The organism is Micromonospora sp. WMMA1363, assembly GCF_030345795.1.
Classification (GTDB): domain Bacteria; phylum Actinomycetota; class Actinomycetes; order Mycobacteriales; family Micromonosporaceae; genus Micromonospora.
In genome coordinates this window covers 2,700,995-2,717,500 of the sequence record NZ_JAUALB010000001.1, presented here as the reverse complement: position 1 = coordinate 2,717,500, position 16,506 = coordinate 2,700,995, and the positions used below count along the sequence as shown (strand labels likewise).

8 protein-coding genes and 2 rRNA genes are annotated in these 16,506 nt (G+C 68.1%); 8 read left to right on the top strand and 2 right to left on the bottom strand.

Annotated elements, in window-relative coordinates:
• Positions 1-63 precede the first annotated feature (63 nt).
• Both QTQ03_RS12375 and rrf read left to right on the top strand, forming a co-directional pair.
• Positions 64-3,178: ribosomal RNA gene (locus tag QTQ03_RS12375) — 23S ribosomal RNA — on the top strand.
• 97 nt (positions 3,179-3,275) lie between these two features.
• Positions 3,276-3,392: ribosomal RNA gene (rrf, locus tag QTQ03_RS12370) — 5S ribosomal RNA — on the top strand.
• Between the two features lie 284 nt (positions 3,393-3,676).
• On the opposite strand, the gene QTQ03_RS12365 is transcribed toward rrf, so the two are convergent.
• Positions 3,677-4,360, bottom strand: a complete 684-nt coding sequence (locus QTQ03_RS12365) for a hypothetical protein (protein WP_289278140.1) — start codon at positions 4,358-4,360, stop codon at positions 3,677-3,679.
• A gap of 69 nt (positions 4,361-4,429) precedes the next feature.
• On the opposite strand from QTQ03_RS12365, the gene QTQ03_RS12360 reads away from it, so the two are divergent.
• Genes QTQ03_RS12360 through QTQ03_RS12350 form a run of 3 tightly spaced genes read left to right on the top strand, consistent with a single transcriptional unit; the run spans position 4,430 to position 8,741 of the window.
• Positions 4,430-7,048, top strand: a complete 2,619-nt coding sequence (locus QTQ03_RS12360) for a valine--tRNA ligase (protein ID WP_289278139.1) — start codon at positions 4,430-4,432, stop codon at positions 7,046-7,048.
• Positions 7,045-8,379: a bifunctional folylpolyglutamate synthase/dihydrofolate synthase gene (locus QTQ03_RS12355; protein ID WP_289278138.1), complete on the top strand. Its 1,335-nt coding sequence runs from the start codon at positions 7,045-7,047 to the stop codon at positions 8,377-8,379. The genes QTQ03_RS12360 and QTQ03_RS12355 overlap by 4 nt, the downstream gene beginning before the upstream one ends.
• On the top strand, positions 8,376-8,741 hold the full coding sequence (locus tag QTQ03_RS12350) for a DUF4233 domain-containing protein (protein WP_289278137.1): 366 nt from the start codon (positions 8,376-8,378) through the stop codon (positions 8,739-8,741). Before QTQ03_RS12355 ends, QTQ03_RS12350 begins: the two co-directional genes overlap by 4 nt.
• Positions 8,742-8,787: 46 nt before the next feature.
• Here QTQ03_RS12350 and QTQ03_RS12345 read toward each other — a convergent pair whose 3' ends face one another.
• Entirely contained in the window at positions 8,788-10,116 is a 1,329-nt protein-coding gene (locus QTQ03_RS12345) for a VOC family protein (protein WP_289278136.1), read from the bottom strand.
• A 143-nt stretch (positions 10,117-10,259) separates the two neighbouring features.
• On the opposite strand from QTQ03_RS12345, the gene ndk reads away from it, so the two are divergent.
• The 3 genes from ndk to ileS all read left to right on the top strand — a co-directional run bounded on the left by ndk (position 10,260) and on the right by ileS (position 16,349).
• Complete coding sequence (ndk, locus tag QTQ03_RS12340) at positions 10,260-10,685, top strand: nucleoside-diphosphate kinase (protein ID WP_289278135.1); 426 nt, start codon at positions 10,260-10,262, stop codon at positions 10,683-10,685.
• A gap of 368 nt (positions 10,686-11,053) precedes the next feature.
• Positions 11,054-12,622 carry an alkaline phosphatase D family protein gene (locus QTQ03_RS12335; RefSeq protein WP_289278134.1) on the top strand — a complete coding sequence of 523 codons (1,569 nt, stop codon included), beginning with the start codon at positions 11,054-11,056 and terminating at the stop codon, positions 12,620-12,622.
• A gap of 538 nt (positions 12,623-13,160) precedes the next feature.
• Positions 13,161-16,349 carry an isoleucine--tRNA ligase gene (gene ileS, locus QTQ03_RS12330; RefSeq protein ID WP_289278133.1) on the top strand — a complete coding sequence of 1,063 codons (3,189 nt, stop codon included), beginning with the start codon at positions 13,161-13,163 and terminating at the stop codon, positions 16,347-16,349.
• Positions 16,350-16,506 lie beyond the last annotated feature (157 nt).

Sequence of the window (16,506 nt, the reverse complement as noted above, 5' to 3'; positions counted from 1 at the left end):
GGGGCTGTGGGTTGTGGGTTGGTCGTTTGTTGAGAATTGCACAGTGGACGCGAGCATCTTTGTGGTCAAGTTGTCAAGGGCGGACGGTGGATGCCTTGGCACCAGGAGCCGATGAAGGACGTGGGAGGCCGCGATAGGCCTGGGGGAGCTGTCAACCGAGCTGTGATCCCAGGGTGTCCGAATGGGGGAACCCGGCACCAGTCATGTGGTGTCACCTGCACCTGAACTCATAGGGTGTGTGGAGGGAACGCGGGGAAGTGAAACATCTCAGTACCCGTAGGAAGAGAAAACAATAGTGATTCCGTGAGTAGTGGCGAGCGAAAGCGGATTGAGGCTAAACCGGCTGCGTGTGATACCTGTCAGGGGTTGCGTGGTCGGGGTTGTGGGACCCTGCTGGACATGCTGACACGTGTTCGAGGAGTTACAAAGCCAGTTGCTAGCCGAACAGTCTGGGAAGGCTGACCGTAGGCGGTGATAGTCCGGTAGGTGAAAGTGGCTGGTCTTCTGTGGGTGTTCCCGAGTAGCGGCGGACTCCTGAAATCTGCCGTGAATCTGCCAGGACCACCTGGTAAGCCTGAATACTTCCTGGTGACCGATAGCGGACGAGTACCGTGAGGGAATGGTGAAAAGTACCCCGGGAGGGGAGTGAAATAGTACCTGAAACCGTTCGCCTACAATCCGTCGGAGCCTTGCGGGGTGACGGCGTGCCTTTTGAAGAATGAGCCTGCGAGTTAGTGGCATGTGGCGAGGTTAACCCGTGTGGGGGAGCCGTAGCGAAAGCGAGTCTGAATAGGGCGTTTGAGTCGCGTGTCCTAGACCCGAAGCGGAGTGATCTAGCCATGGGCAGGCTGAAGCGCGGGTAAGACCGCGTGGAGGGCCGAACCCACCAACGTTGAAAAGTTGGGGGATGACCTGTGGTTAGGGGTGAAAGGCCAATCAAACTCCGTGATAGCTGGTTCTCCCCGAAATGCATTTAGGTGCAGCGTCGTGTGTTTCTTGCCGGAGGTAGAGCACTGGATGGTCTAGGGGGCCCACAAGCTTACCGAAATCAGCCAAACTCCGAATGCCGGTAAGTGAGAGCGCGGCAGTGAGACTGCGGGGGATAAGCTTCGTAGTCGAGAGGGAAACAGCCCAGATCACCAGCTAAGGCCCCTAAGCGTGTGCTAAGTGGAAAAGGATGTGGGGTCGCATAGACAACCAGGAGGTTGGCTTAGAAGCAGCCACCCTTTAAAGAGTGCGTAATAGCTCACTGGTCAAGTGGTTCCGCGCCGACAATGTAGCGGGGCTCAAGCACACCGCCGAAGCTGTGGCATTCACACGTGTACTTCGCATTGTCCCTTTGTGGGTGGTGTGCAGGTGTGTGGGTGGGTAGGGGAGCGTCGTGTCGGGGGTGAAGCAGCCGAGTGATCGAGTTGTGGACGCGGCACGAGTGAGAATGCAGGCATGAGTAGCGAAAGAAGGGTGAGAAACCCTTCCGCCGGATGACCAAGGGTTCCAGGGCCAGGTTAATCCGCCCTGGGTGAGTCGGGACCTAAGGCGAGGCCGAGAGGCGTAGTCGATGGACAACGGGTTGATATTCCCGTACCCGCGAAGGAGCGACCCTGATGAACCTCGTTGTGCTAACCACCCGAGCTGTGTGAGGTCTTCGGACTGATCGTGGGGAGCGTGGGAACCTGGCGGGTAGTAGTCAAGCGATGGGGTGACGCAGGAAGGTAGCTGAGCCCGGCCGGTGGTTGTGCCGGGGTAAGCGTGTAGGCTGTGTCGTAGGTAAATCCGCGGCGCGTGAAGGCTGAGACGTGATGCCGAGCCGATTCAGGTGAAGTCAGTGATCCTATGCTGTCGAGAAAAGCCTCTAGCGAGTTCCGAGCGGCCCGTACCCCAAACCGACACAGGTGGTCAGGTAGAGAATACCGAGGCGATCGGGCGAACTGTGGTTAAGGAACTCGGCAAATTGCCCCCGTAACTTAGGGAGAAGGGGGGCCGGAGACGTGAAGCCCCGCGCGGGTGGAGCGTTGTATGGCCGCAGAGAGCAGGGGGAAGCGACTGTTTACTAAAAACACAGGTCCATGCGAAGAAGTAATTCGATGTATATGGACTGACGCCTGCCCGGTGCTGGAACGTTAAGGGGACCTGTTAGCTCTTCGGGGCGAAGCGGAGAACTTAAGCGCCAGTAAACGGCGGTGGTAACTATAACCATCCTAAGGTAGCGAAATTCCTTGTCGGGTAAGTTCCGACCTGCACGAATGGCGTAACGACTTCCCCACTGTCTCAACCACAGGCCCGGCGAAATTGCATTACGAGTAAAGATGCTCGTTACGCGCGGCAGGACGGAAAGACCCCGGGACCTTTACTATAGCTTGACATTGGTATCCGAATTAGCTTGTGTAGGATAGGTGGGAGCCGGTGAAGCTCATACGCCAGTATGGGTGGAGGCAATCTTGAAATACCACTCTGGTTGGTTTGGGTATCTAACTTCGGACCGTTATCCGGTTCAGGGACAGTGTCTGGTGGGTAGTTTAACTGGGGCGGTTGCCTCCTAAAGGGTAACGGAGGCGCCCAAAGGTTCCCTCAGCCTGGTTGGCAATCAGGTGTTGAGTGCAAGTGCACAAGGGAGCTTGACTGTGAGACTGACGGGTCGAGCAGGGACGAAAGTCGGGACTAGTGATCCGGCACTGGCATGTGGAAGCGGTGTCGCTCAACGGATAAAAGGTACCCCGGGGATAACAGGCTGATCTTCCCCAAGAGTCCATATCGACGGGATGGTTTGGCACCTCGATGTCGGCTCGTCGCATCCTGGGGCTGTAGCAGGTCCCAAGGGTTGGGCTGTTCGCCCATTAAAGCGGTACGCGAGCTGGGTTTAGAACGTCGTGAGACAGTTCGGTCCCTATCCGCCGTGCGCGTAGGATACTTGAGAAGGGCTGTCCCTAGTACGAGAGGACCGGGACGGACGAACCTCTGGTGTGCCAGTTGTCCCGCCAGGGGCACGGCTGGTTAGCTACGTTCGGAAGGGATAACCGCTGAAAGCATCTAAGCGGGAAGCTCGCTTCAAGATGAGGTATCCCGCCCACTCTTCGGGGTGGGTAAGGCCCCCAGCTAGACGACTGGGTTGATAGGCCGGAAATGTAAGCCCGGTAACGGGTTCAGTTGACCGGTACTAATAGGCCGAGGACTTGACCTACAAAGCTGCTACGCGTCCACTGTGCAACTCTGGACAAACGAACAACGCCCGCTGGTGGGAACTGGCTGGTTCGTGTTGTTTGATATGTCGATAGAGTTACGGCGGTCATGGCGGAGGGGAAACGCCCGGTTACATTCCGAACCCGGAAGCTAAGCCCTCCAGCGCCGATGGTACTGCACCTGGGAGGGTGTGGGAGAGTAGGACACCGCCGGACAATCTTTCCGTTCAGGGCCACCCGTATGGGTGGCCCTGAACGCGTTTCCGGGCCCATACTGGATCGCGTCCGCAGGCTGGGTTGTCGGGCTATTCGTACGCGCCGCCCGCAACGGGACCAGAATATCGACTCCTTGACTACCCGCCAGCGGAGTCGGTCCCCGACGACGCACCGTTGGCATCGTGCGGACAACGAGAGTAGACCGGCTTGGCCCGCGCTGCGTGGGTTGGTCTTGGTTCGGATCGGCTGGGCGCGGACCCGGCCGGCCCGCCTCGGCGAGCGCCCTAGATGCGGCTCTGCATCTCCCCGCGCAGGTCGCGCAGGAGGCTGCCCGCATCGTCGACAGAGCGGTCGGGGAACATCGCCATGACGACGCTGCCGTGGTCGGCCCAGCCGCAGACGGCGAAGTCTCCGCCCTCGCCGTCGGTGGTCCCGCACTTCAGCACTCCGCCGAGCCGGCCGGGAGGAAGGTCACGCAGGCCGGTGACGGCACCGGTCTCGTCGTTCATCAGCTCGAAGAGGCTGTCCAGGTCGCGCTCGGGCTGCCAGAGCAGGGTTGTGCCGCCGAAGACGAGCACCGACCGGTGCTCATTCGCGGGGTCCCGGTAGACGGTGCCGAAGCTACGTTCCAGCTCGACGTTGGCAGCGAGCCCGCTGCGCAGGTAGTCCGAGGTGCTGCGGGCTCCCTCGCTGTCGTCGCGGGTGAGCCCGGCCACCCGATACGGGGTGGCGATCTCAGCGTCCTTCTGCTGAACGATCCGCCAGCCCGTGCTGCCGAGCGCACCGATACCGGCGAGCCCCACGGCGGCGGCGAGCAGCCAGGCCACCCGCCGCCGACGGGCCCGCGACGCGCGCCGCTCGGGGGTCGCCTCCTGATCACCGGTGCCGAGCGAGATCGGCTCGTCGACCAAATCGACCGGCTCGGGTGCGCCGTCGACCGGATGCTCGGTGAGATGTGCGTCGGACATAAACGACACCGTACGCGAAGCGCCGGTGGCGCACGTCGGGACCACGGAAGCCCTCCGTAGACTCTCAGGGTGACCGAGAGACTGGATGCCCGACGCCCCGACGCCCCGACGCTTGCCGGCCAGTACCAGCCCGGCGAGGTAGAGCAGCGACGGTATGAGCAGTGGGTAGCCGGCGGTCACTTCCGCGCCTCGGCGGACAGCGACAAGCCGCCGTTCACCATCGTCATCCCGCCGCCGAACGTGACCGGCTCCCTGCACATGGGGCATGCCCTGGATCACACGGTGCAGGATGCCCTCGTCCGACGTAAGCGCATGCAGGGCTATGAGGCGCTGTGGTTACCCGGCATGGACCACGCCGGCATCGCCACCCAGAACGTGGTGGAGCGGCAACTGGCCGCACAGGAACTCTCCCGGCACGATCTGGGTCGGGAGGCGTTCGTCGAGCGGGTGTGGCGGTGGAAGTCCGAGTCCGGCGGTGCGATTCTCGGCCAGATGCGCCGACTCGGTGACTCGGTGGACTGGGACCGCGAGCGCTTCACCATGGACGAGGGTCTGTCCCGCGCCGTGCAGACCATGTTCAAGAAGCTGTACGACGACGGCCTGATCTACCGGGCCGAGCGGATCATCAACTGGTGCCCACGGTGCCTGACCGCGCTCTCCGACATCGAGGTGGAGCACACCGACGACGACGGTGAACTGATCTCGATCCGGTACACCGACGAGGTGGTGGTGGCCACCACCCGGGCGGAGACGATGCTCGGCGACACCGCGGTGGCGGTGCACCCCGACGACGAGCGGTATCGGCACCTCATCGGCACCGAGGTCGAGCTGCCGCTGACCGGGCGGCGGATACCGATCGTGGGGGACGAGCACGTCGACCCGGCATTCGGTACCGGAATGGTGAAGGTGACGCCGGCGCACGACCCCAACGACTTCGAGATCGGCCAGCGGCACCACTTGCCTTCGCTCACCGTCATGGATGAGCGGGGTGTCATCACCGCGCACGGTCCGTTCCAGGGGCTGGACCGGTTCGAGGCGCGCCCGGCCATCGTCGCCGCACTGCGCGAGCAGGGCCGGGTCGTGGCCGAGAAGCGGCCGTACGTGCATGCGGTGGGGCACTGCTCGCGTTGCCGTACGACGGTGGAGCCTCGGCTGTCGTTGCAGTGGTTCGTCAACACCTCGCCGCTGGCGAAGGCCGCCGGCGACGCGGTCCGCGACGGGCGGGTGAAGATCGAGCCGGCGGAGCTGGCCAAGCGGTACTTCGCCTGGGTCGACAACATGCACGACTGGTGCATCTCCCGTCAGCTGTGGTGGGGGCACCGCATTCCGGTCTGGTACGGGCCGGACGGCGAAGTCGTGTGCGTTGGCCCGGACGAGACGCCGCCGACCGGCGAGGGCTGGCGCCAGGACGAGGACGTCTTGGACACCTGGTTCTCCAGCGGTTTGTGGCCGTTCTCCACCCTCGGTTGGCCGGAGCGCACGCCGGACCTCGCGAAGTTCTATCCGACCAGTGTGCTCGTCACCGGGTACGACATCCTCTTCTTCTGGGTCGCCCGGATGATGATGTTCGGCGTGTACGCGATGGCCGGCCGGCCGCCGTTCGACGTGGTGGCCCTGCACGGCATGGTGCGTGACGAGCACGGCAAGAAGATGTCGAAGTCGTTCGGCAACGTTGTCGACCCGCTGGATTGGATCGATCGTTTCGGCGCCGACGCCACCCGCTTCACCCTGGCGCGGGGCGCGAATCCCGGCGGTGACGTGCCGGTCAGCGAGGAGTGGTGCCAGGGCTCCCGCAACTTTTGTAACAAGCTGTGGAACGCCACCCGGTTCGCGCTGATGAACGGCGCCCATACCGGGGGCCCGCTGCCGGCCACCGGTGAGCTGTCGACCGTCGACCGCTGGATTCTGTCCCGCCTCGCGCACGTCACCGCCGAGGTGGACGAGCAGTTCGAGGCGTACGAGTTCGCGAAGGTCTGCGACCTGCTCTACCACTTCGCGTGGGACGATGTCTGTGACTGGTATGTGGAACTCAGCAAGCCGGTGCTGGCGGCCGGCGGCCCCGCCGCCGACGCCACCCGACGTGTCCTCGGGCATGTCCTCGACCAGCTGCTGCGGCTGCTGCACCCGGTGATCCCATTCGTCACCGAGGAGTTGTGGACCGCGTTGACCGGCGGCGAGACGGTCATGACCGCCGCCTGGCCGGTGGGCGACCGGATGCTGGTGGACGACGCTGCCGAGACGGAGATCGCCACTGTCCAGCGAGTGGTCACCGAGATCCGCCGGTTCCGCTCCGACCAGGGGCTACGTCCGACGCAGCGGGTCGTCGCCCGACTCGCCGGGCTGGCCGGCGCCGGCATCGCCGGGCACGAGCCGCTGATCCGGTCACTGGTCCGCCTCGACGAGGCCGGCGGCGACTTCCACGCCAGCGCCACCCTCGCCATGCCCGGCGAGGTGAGCGTCGCCCTGGACACCCGCGGGTCGATCGACGTGGCCGCCGAGCGGGCCCGGCTGACCAAGGACCGCGCCGCGGCCGAGCGGGAGACCGCGCAGGCCCGCGCGAAGCTCGACAACCCGTCGTTCGTCGGCAAGGCACCGGAGCCGGTGGTCCAGAAGATCCGGGACCGGCTGGCTACGGCCGAGGCCGACCTGGCGCGGATCGACGCCGCTCTGAAGGTGTTGCCCTCGTGACCGACCGCACCGATTTCGCCACCGTCGAGGCCGAGCTCGCTGGCCGCGGGTATAGCCGGATGGTGTTCGAGCTGGACCGGATCGAGTCCCTGCTCGACCTGCTCGGCAGCCCGCAACGCGCGTATCCGTCGATCCACCTGACCGGAACAAACGGCAAGACGTCGACGGCCCGCATGATCGATTCCTTGCTGCGCGCCTTCGGGCTGCACACCGGCCGATACACCAGCCCGCACCTGGAGACCGTCCGGGAACGGATCGGCCTGGACGGCGAGCCGGTGAGCGAGGAGCGGTTCGTCGCCACGTACGACGAGGTGGCGCCGCTGGCCCAGCTCGTCGACGAGCGGTCGGCGGAGCCGCTGACGTATTTCGACCTGACCACGGCGCTGGCGTTCGCCACGTTCGCCGACGCTCCGGTCGACGTCGCGGTGGTCGAGGTGGGGCTCGGCGGCGCCGAAGACTCCACCAACGTGCTCCAGGCCGGGGTGGCGGTGTTGACCCCGATCGGGCTCGACCACACCGAGTGGCTCGGCGACTCGATCGAGGACATCGCGCTGCACAAGGCGGGCATCATCCACAACGGGGCGACAGTGATCTCGGCCGCGCAGGAGGAGGAGGCGGCCAGGCCGATCCTCGAGCGCTGCGCCGAGGTCGGCGCGACGATCGCTCGGGAGGGCGCGGAGTTCGGCGTGCTGCGCCGGGCGGTCGCCGTCGGCGGGCAGGTGCTGAGCCTGCAGGGGCTGGGCGGGGTCTACGACGAGGTCTTCGTACCCCTGCACGGCGCCCACCAGGCGCAGAACGCGGCGGTGGCGCTCGCGGCGGTGGAGGCGTTCCTCGGCGCGGGCGCCCGGCGTCAGCTGGACGTCGAGACGGTTCGGGAGGGCTTCGCCGTAATCAGCTCGCCGGGCCGGCTGGAGCGGGTCCGTACGGCGCCGACCATCCTGCTCGACGGCGCGCACAACCCGCAGGGTATGGCCGCCACGGTCACCGCGCTCCAGGAGGAGTTCGCGTTCAGCAAGCTGGTGGCCGTGCTCGGCGTCCTCGCCGACAAGGACGCGGCCAGTCTGCTGGAGTTGCTGGAGCCGGTTGTCGACCAGGTGGTGGTCACCCGTAACAGTTCACCGCGGGCGATGCCAGCGCAGGACCTCGCGGCGCTGGCCGCCGAGGTGTTCGGCCCGGACCGGGTCGAGGTGGCCGCGGGGATACCGGACGCCATCGAGACGGCGGTGGCGTTGGCCGAGGAGGACGTGCCGGGTGAGCTGGCGGGTGTCGGAGTGCTGATCACCGGGTCGGTGGTGACCGTGGCCGACGCCCGACGGCTGCTCAAGCGGTGAGCCGGCCGGGTGGGCCGCCGGTACGGGGGTCCGGTCTGCGCGACCCGGAACGGGCGGTACGCGGACTGGGCGCGGGCATCCTGAGCCTGGAGGCGCTGGTGCTGGTGCTGGCCATCCAGCCGATCCGGGTGGTCGGTGGTGGCCTGAGTGGCGCGGCGATCACCGTCGTGGTGGGCCTGGCCGCGGCGGCGGTGCTGCTGGCTGGACTGATGCGTCGGTCGTGGGTGTGGCCCGCCGGCACCGTGCTCCAAGGGCTGCTCATGCTCGCCGGGCTGCTGCACTGGTCGCTCCTGGCACTCGGTGTCACCTTCGCGCTGGTCTGGGCGTACGCCCTGCACGTGCGGCGGGTGATCCTCGGCTGACAGCGGTTGGCGGCCGAGCCGTCAACCACCCGGTGTGGCGGCGCGTTCAGGCGTCGGCACGTTCCCGCCACTGGGTCAGGGCGATGCCGTGGCCGTCCGGGTCGCGAAAGGCAGCGGCCCAGACCTCCAGCTTGCTGGCCCGGTTGACCACCCGGGGAGGGTAGGTGAAGCGGACGCCGGTGTCGCGTAGCCGTGCGTACGCCGCTTCGATGTCGTCCACCTCGAGGTTGACGTGCACCAGCCGACGGCTGACCGGGGCAGCCTCGGTGACCTCGCGCAGGACCAGCCGGGTCGCTCCGGAGGCGAGCACCGCGTTACCGGAGCCCCGGTCGATCTCGCCGAAGCCGAGGTCGCGATAGAAGGCGCGGGACCGTGCCAGATCGGTGACCAGCAGGGTGAGTCCCACCCCGGCGATCGGCGGATCAGCACCGACTACCCCACCGAAGGCCGCCTCGTCGAGGTTCTCCGGCGGCACCGTGCGGTCGGTGGCCCGGTGCGGGGGTGGGTCGTCGAGCGGCAGGTCGAGTGGGTCCGGCGGGTCGGCCGGGGTCGGCACCCGGAACGCACGGGCCGGCGGTGGCTCCGGCGGGTCGTGGGGGTCGCGGTTCGTGCGGGGCGGGTCGTAGGGGTCGGCGGGGGAGCGCGGCGTCGGGGTGGCCCGGCGCGGCAGGTCGGCAGCCGGCGGGTTGACGAGTGTCCCTTCCACCACCTTGGGTCCGCCCGGTACCTGGCGTACGACGACCGGGTCGCGCTCGGCCGGCGGCGCGACCGGGTCACCGAGTGGATCGCCGTACGGGTTACTGAGTGGGTCGCCGTACGGGTCGCGGAGTTCGTCCTCGGCCGGGCGGCCGGCCCACGGCGGCGCCTCCTGCCGGATCAGCACCTCCTCCAACGATGCCGGGTCCGCGTACTCCGGTGGCAGGTCCGCCACGGCCGCCGCGGTCTCGGCGTGCGTCGGCACGTCGTCCCAGAGGACCCGGACGTGCCGCTGGTCGTCGAGGGCGACCCGGATCGGCAAGGTCTGGCCCGGTGCCGGCCACTTGGCGACCGGCACCCGCGGCTCGATGATCTTTTTTGACCTCGGTGGCAGGGCCGGTGCGTCGATGACGAGTTGCAGCTCGCAGCGGCCGAACGCGTACTGGGTGGGCGGCTCGGAAACGCTGTGCACGTGTCCCTCGCCGACGACCCAGGTGCGGCCGCCACCCCGTACGGTGGCCAGCGCGATCGCCAGCACCAGCAGCGCGGCGCCGAGCGCCACGATCGCCCAGCTGGTCATGCCCAGACCGAACAGGATCACGAAGGTCGCCACCATGCCCAACACCAAGCCGACCAGCCTGCGGATCGGCGCGATGGGTCGGTTCCCGCCATTCGCCACTGTGGACCTCCCGGGGGTCAGGGCCAGGCTAGGCCGGATCGACCGCCGGTGGGAAAGACCGGCCGCCGCACCGGCGCCGGGACCGGGTCGCTACCCTGACCGTACCCAGCCCGACCGCCTCGCGTGCACAGGAGGAACCCAGCGTGTCCAGCAGCAGCCCGGACGAGCGCACGCTCGTACTGATCAAGCCCGATGCGGTTCGTCGCGGGCTGACCGGCGAGATCATCTCCCGTTTCGAGCGCAAGGGGCTGCGGATCGACGCGATCGAGCGGCGGACGATGGACGGCGACTTCGCCGACCAACACTACGCCGAGCACGTCGACAAGCCGTTCTACCCGCCGCTGAAGGCCTTCATGACCGGTGGTCCGCTGGTCGCGCTGGTCCTCTCGGGTGACCAGGCCATCGAGGTCGTCCGCGGCATGATCGGCAGCACCGACGGCCGCAAGGCCGCCGCCGGCACGATTCGGGGCGACCTTTCCCTGTCGAACCGGGAGAACCTGGTACACGCGTCCGACTCCGTCGACAGCGTGAAGCGTGAGATCGCGCTCTGGTTCCCCGAGCTGGCCTGACCGGACGCGCCGGGCGGCGCGCCCGACGCGTATCGGCCGGCCGGCCTGGTAACCGCGTCGGCGAACGCCTGCGCGGCGTCCTCGACATTCGCCCGGACCCACCGCTCCAGCCCAGCGCCGCCCTGCATGTATCCGGCGCCACCTCGGCCACGTTCGTCCGCTGCACGGCAACTCTTGCATCCGACTCGGTCATCGGCTCGACGGCCGGTACCCGCGGGACGTGATGAGGGACGAGCTGGCTCATCGAGGGACGAGCTGGCTCACGTTGCTCGGTCAGCTGGTGTTCCGGTGCCGGCCACCCGGACAGGTCGACGGCGTCACCTTTGCCGGGTAGATCAACAGGGGCAGTCCCTGATCCGGGAGGAACGATGACCGAACTTGATCGACGTACACTGCTGCGAGCCGGCCTGGCGGCGGGCGTGGGGGCCGCCGGCGGTGCGCTCCTCAGCGGTGCCGGCGCGTCCGCAACCGGCGTACCGGGTGCTCCGGCGTGGCGCCCGGCCGGTCGTCCCGTGTTGACCCACGGAGTGCAGAGCGGCGACGTGTCCGCCGAGTCGGCGGTGGTGTGGACCCGCGCCGACCGGCCGGGCCGGATGCTCGTGGAGGTCAGCCGCCGGCCGGACCTGCGCGGGGCGCGGCGGCTGCGCGGACCGGTGCTGGATCCGACCGGGGACTTCACCGGAAAGGTGCGGCTGCGCGGGCTGCCCTGCGGCGAGCGAATCCACTACCGGGTCCGGGTGGAGAGCCTGGACCGGCCGGGGCGGTTCAGCGAGCCGCTCATCGGTTCCCTGCGCACCGCCCCCGCCGTCCGGGAACGACGTGACGTCCGGTTCGTCTGGACTGGTGACATCGCCGGGCAGGGCTGGGGCATCGCCCCCGGCTTCGGCGGGATGTCCATCTTCGCCGCGATGCGCGCGACCCGGCCGGACTTCTTCCTGTGCAGCGGTGACACCGTGTACGCCGACGGTCCGCTGGCCGAGGCCGTGACGCTGCCGGACGGGCGGGTCTGGCGGAACCTGGTGACGTCGGAGAAGAGCAAGGTCGCCGAGACGTTGGTCGAGTTCCGTGGCCAGTACGCGTACAACCTGTTGGACGAGCACCTGCGCGCGTTCGTCGCCGAGGTACCTCAGGTGAACCAGTGGGACGACCACGAGGTGACCAACAACTGGTACCCGGGCGAGGTGTTGACCGACGCCCGGTACACCGAGCGGCGCGTCGACGTGCTCGCCGCCCGCGCGCGGCAGGCCTTCGACGAGTGGTTGCCCACCCCGGTCCGTGGTCCGCTCTACCGGCGGCTGCCGTACGGGCCGCTGCTGGACGTCTTCGTCCTCGACATGCGGACGTGGAAGGACCCCAACGGCGGCAACACCTATGCCGACCCGGATCGCGGCCTGCTCGGCCGGGAGCAGCGGGAGTGGCTGATCCGGGAGTTGACGCGTTCGCGGGCGACCTGGAAGGTGATCGCCATCGACCTGCCGCTCGGCCTGGTCGTGCCGGACGGCTCGGCGGCCCTGGAGGGCGTGGCGCAGGGCGATCCCGGTGCGCCGGCGGGACGGGAGCTGGAGTTCGCGCAGGTGCTCTCCGCGGCGCACCGTGCCGGGGTGACCGGGATCGTGTTCCTCACCGCCGACGTGCACTACACCGCGGCTCACCACTACGACCCGGCGCGGGCGGCGGTCGGCGACTTCACGCCGTTCTGGGAGTTCGTCTCCGGCCCCGCGCACGCCGGCGGGTTCGGCCCGAACATTCTGGACGGCACGTTCGGCCCGAAGGCGGTCTTCGTGAACGCCCCGCCCCGCGCCAACACCTCCCCGGCGGAGGGCTTCCAGCACTTCGGCGAGGTCCAGATCGACGGGGAGACCGGTGCCTTCACCGTGCATCTGCGGGACCGCGCCGGCGACTCGCTCTGGACCACCACCCTCCCCGCCCCCCGCTGACCCTGGCCCGGTCCGACCCGGGTTGCCCGAAGGCCACTGCTCAACTGCGCTGCGCAACTGCCGTTGCTCGGCCACATCCCGCTCGGGTCGGCCCTCCGGGCTGTCGATCATGAGGTTGGCGGACGACTCGGGGAGCCGCCCGATCCGCCGCCCTCATGATCTACGGAAGCGTCGGGGGCGTGGCGGCACGACTCGGCCTCGACGAGTTCGAGTAGGGCGGCGGCGAGGAGCCGGAGCCGTCGGGCGGTTCGTTCGGCCGTTACTCGGCGGCGGCCCGCGCGACGGGTCGAGTACGCTTGACCGCACAGGCGTCGACCCGGCCATCACCGGTGAGCCTCCGGAAGAACAGCCGGGCGACCGGCCCAGTAGAACCGGACGGGACCGGCCCGTCACAGCCGGCCAACGAGCGGGCGGTCGCACCTCGACCGCCAAGCGGGGTGGTACCGCGGGTCGTCCGCGGGGCGCCGGCGACGGTGTGCCCGGTCGACTCGTCCTCGCAGCCCCACCGGACAGTGAGCTGCTGAGGAGAGCGACCCCGATGGCCTACCCGTTGCACGACCCGGCCGCGGCCGGCGTCCCCGCGAGCCCGGACCTGCCCGCGGTCGAGCGCCGGGTCCTGGAGCACTGGACGGCTGACAAGACCTTCGAGGCGTCGGTGGAAGCCAGGCCGGCCTCCGGCCGGCAATCGGAGACGGCGGCGAGCTCCGCTGCCGGTGCCGGAGCCGCCGACAACGAGTACGTCTTCTACGACGGGCCACCGTTCGCCAACGGCCTACCGCACTACGGGCACCTCATCACCGGCTACGTGAAGGACGTGGTTCCGCGCTACCAGACGATGCGCGGCCGGCGGGTGGAGCGGCGCTTCGGCTGGGACTGCCACGGCCTGCCGGCCGAGGTGGTCGCCGAGAAGCAGCTCGGCATCACCACCAAGGCGGAGGTCCTCGACCTGGGCGTGGCCCGGTTCAACGAGGTGTGCCGCACCTCGGTGCTGGAGTTCGCCCAGGACTGGGAGCGGTACGTCGCCCGCCAGGCCCGCTGGGTCGACTTCGCCAACGACTACAAGACGCTCGACCTGGACTACATGGAGAGCGTCATGTGGGCCTTCAAGACCCTGCACGACAAGGGCCTGGTGTACGAGGGCTTCCGGGTGCTCGCGTACTGCTGGCGATGCGAGACGCCGCTGTCGAACACCGAGACCCGGATGGACGATGTCTACCGGGACCGGCACGATCCCACGCTGTCGGTGTGGTTCGAGCTGACCCCCGACGCGACCGCACCGGAGCTGGTTAGCGGGCCGGTGAAGGTGGGCGTGTGGACGACGACGCCGTGGACGCTACCGTCCAACCTGGCGCTCGCCGTCGGCCCGGACATCGAGTACGCGGTGCTGGAGCGCGACGGCCAGCGGTACGTGGTCGGCGCGGCCCGGCTCGGTGCCTACGCCAAGGAGCTGGAGGGCTACCAGCAGGTCGGCACCGTGCGCGGCGTGGACCTGGTCGGCCGCCGATACGTCCCGCTGTACGACTTCCTCGTCGAGCAGGCAGGGGAAAACGCGTACCAGGTGCTCGGTGCGGACTTCGTCACCACCGAGGACGGCACCGGGATCGTCCACCTCGCCCCGGCCTTCGGCGAGGACGACCAGAACACCTGCAACGCGGCCGGCATCCCGACCGTGGTGACGGTCGACGACCACACCCGGTTCACCGCGCTGGTGCCCCCATACCAGGGCGAGCAGGTCTTCGACGTGAACAAGCCGGTGATCCGGGAGCTGAAGGAGCGGGGGGTGGTGCTCAAACAGGACACCTACACCCACGCGTACCCGCACTGCTGGCGCTGCGACACCCCGCTGGTCTACAAGGCGGTGTCCTCCTGGTTCGTCGCGGTGACCGGTTTCAAGGACCGGATGGTCGAACTCAACCAGCAGATCAACTGGATCCCGGGGCACATCAAGGACGGCTCGTTCGGCAAGTGGCTGGCCAACGCCCGGGACTGGTCGATCAGCCGGAACCGGTTCTGGGGCTCGCCGATCCCGGTGTGGAAGTCCGACGACCCGGCCTACCCCCGAGTCGACGTGTACGGCTCGCTGGCCGAGATCGAGCGGGACTTCGGCGTACGCCTGACCGACCTGCACCGGCCGGCGGTGGACGAGCTGGTCCGCCCCAACCCGGACGACCCTACGGGTGCGTCGACGATGCGTCGGGTGCCGGAGGTGCTCGACTGCTGGTTCGAGTCCGGGTCGATGCCGTTCGCCCAGGTGCACTACCCGTTCGAGAACGTCGACTGGTTCGAGCACCACTACCCGGGTGACTTCATCGTCGAGTACATCGGGCAGACCCGCGGCTGGTTCTACACCATGCACGTGCTGGCCACCGCACTGTTCGACCGGCCGGCATTCCGCACCTGTCTCAGCCATGGCATCCTGCTCGGCTCGGACGGGCGTAAGATGTCCAAGAGTCTGCGCAACTACCCGGACGTCTACCATGTCTTCGACTCGTACGGGTCGGACGCGATGCGTTGGATGCTGATGTCCTCGTCGGTGTTGCGCGGCGGCGACATGGCGGTGACCGAGGCGGGTATCCGGGACGCCGTCCGGCAGGTGCTGCTGCCGCTGTGGAACGTCTGGTATTTCTTCTCGCTCTACGCCAACGCCGAGGGGTACCGGGCGAGCCGGCGCACGGACTCCCCGCACCTGCTCGACCGGTACCTGTTGGCGAAGACCAACGAGCTGGTGTCGACGGTCGGCCGGCAGCTGGAGGCGTACGACATCTCCGCCGCCTGCGCCACCGTCCGGTCCTACCTGGACGCGCTGACCAACTGGTACGTGCGTCGCTCCCGGGATCGGTTCTGGTCCGGCGACGTCGACGCGTTCGACACGTTGTGGACGGTGCTGGAGACGCTCGGTCGGGTGGTGGCGCCGCTGGCCCCGCTGACCGCCGAGGAGATCTGGCGCGGTCTGACCGGCGAGCGCTCGGTGCACCTGACCGACTGGCCGTCGGCGGACGAATTCCCTGCCGACCACGATCTGGTGGCCGCGATGGATGCGACCCGCGCGGTCGCTTCGGCGGCGTTGTCGCTGCGTAAGGCTAAAGGGCTGCGGGTTCGGCTGCCGCTGTCGAAGCTGACCGTGGCCTCGCCGGCCGCCGTCCAGCTGCGGCCCTTCGCCGACCTGGTCGCGGACGAGGTCAACGTGAAGGAGGTCGAGTTCACAGGCGCGGTGAAGGACTACTGCCAGCAGGTGCTGTCCGTGGTGCCGCGGGCGTTGGGCCCGCGGGTCGGCAAGGCGGTCCAGCAGGTGATCAAGGCGGTCAAGGCGGGGGAGTGGGAGCTGCGCGACGGCGCCCCGGTCGCCGCGGGGGTCACCCTCGACGAGGGGGAGTACGAGCTGCGCCTGGTCGCCGCCGACGCGGAGCGTTCCGCGCCGCTGCCGGGCGGCGAGGGCGTGGTGGTGCTGGACACCGAGGTGACCCCGGAGCTGGCCGCCGAAGGGTTGGCCCGGGACGTGGTCCGGGTGGTGCAGCAGGCCCGCCGGGACGCCGACCTGGACGTCTCGGACCGGATCGCGGTCGTGCTCGCGGCCCCCGACGCGGTGCGCGCGGCGGTGTCCGCGTACACCGACTTCGTCGCCCGGGAGGTGCTGGCCAACTCGGTCGACTTCGCGGGGAGCGTCGACGGCTTCACCGGCGAGGCCGGCGACGGCGAGCAGGTGACGGTGACTGTCCGCCGGGTCTGAGGTGTCAGGTGGCGCCCGGTGAGCGTCTGAGGTGGTGACGCGCCTCTCGTTGACAGAGCTGTCACCAGGCGGTGGAGTTCCACCACCTGTGTCGGTGCCTTGGGGGCGCGTCCGCTACCGTGACACCGCCCCCGTACCATCACCGATCTGTCGGAGG

Excerpts from the sequence above, each read along its gene's own strand:
- QTQ03_RS12365 (WP_289278140.1), bottom strand. The coding sequence starts at position 4,360 with ATGTCCGACGCACATCTCACCGAGCATCCGGTCGACGGCGCACCCGAG.
- ileS (WP_289278133.1), top strand. The coding sequence starts at position 13,161 with ATGGCCTACCCGTTGCACGACCCGGCCGCGGCCGGCGTCCCCGCGAGC.
- QTQ03_RS12335 (WP_289278134.1), top strand. The coding sequence starts at position 11,054 with ATGACCGAACTTGATCGACGTACACTGCTGCGAGCCGGCCTGGCGGCG.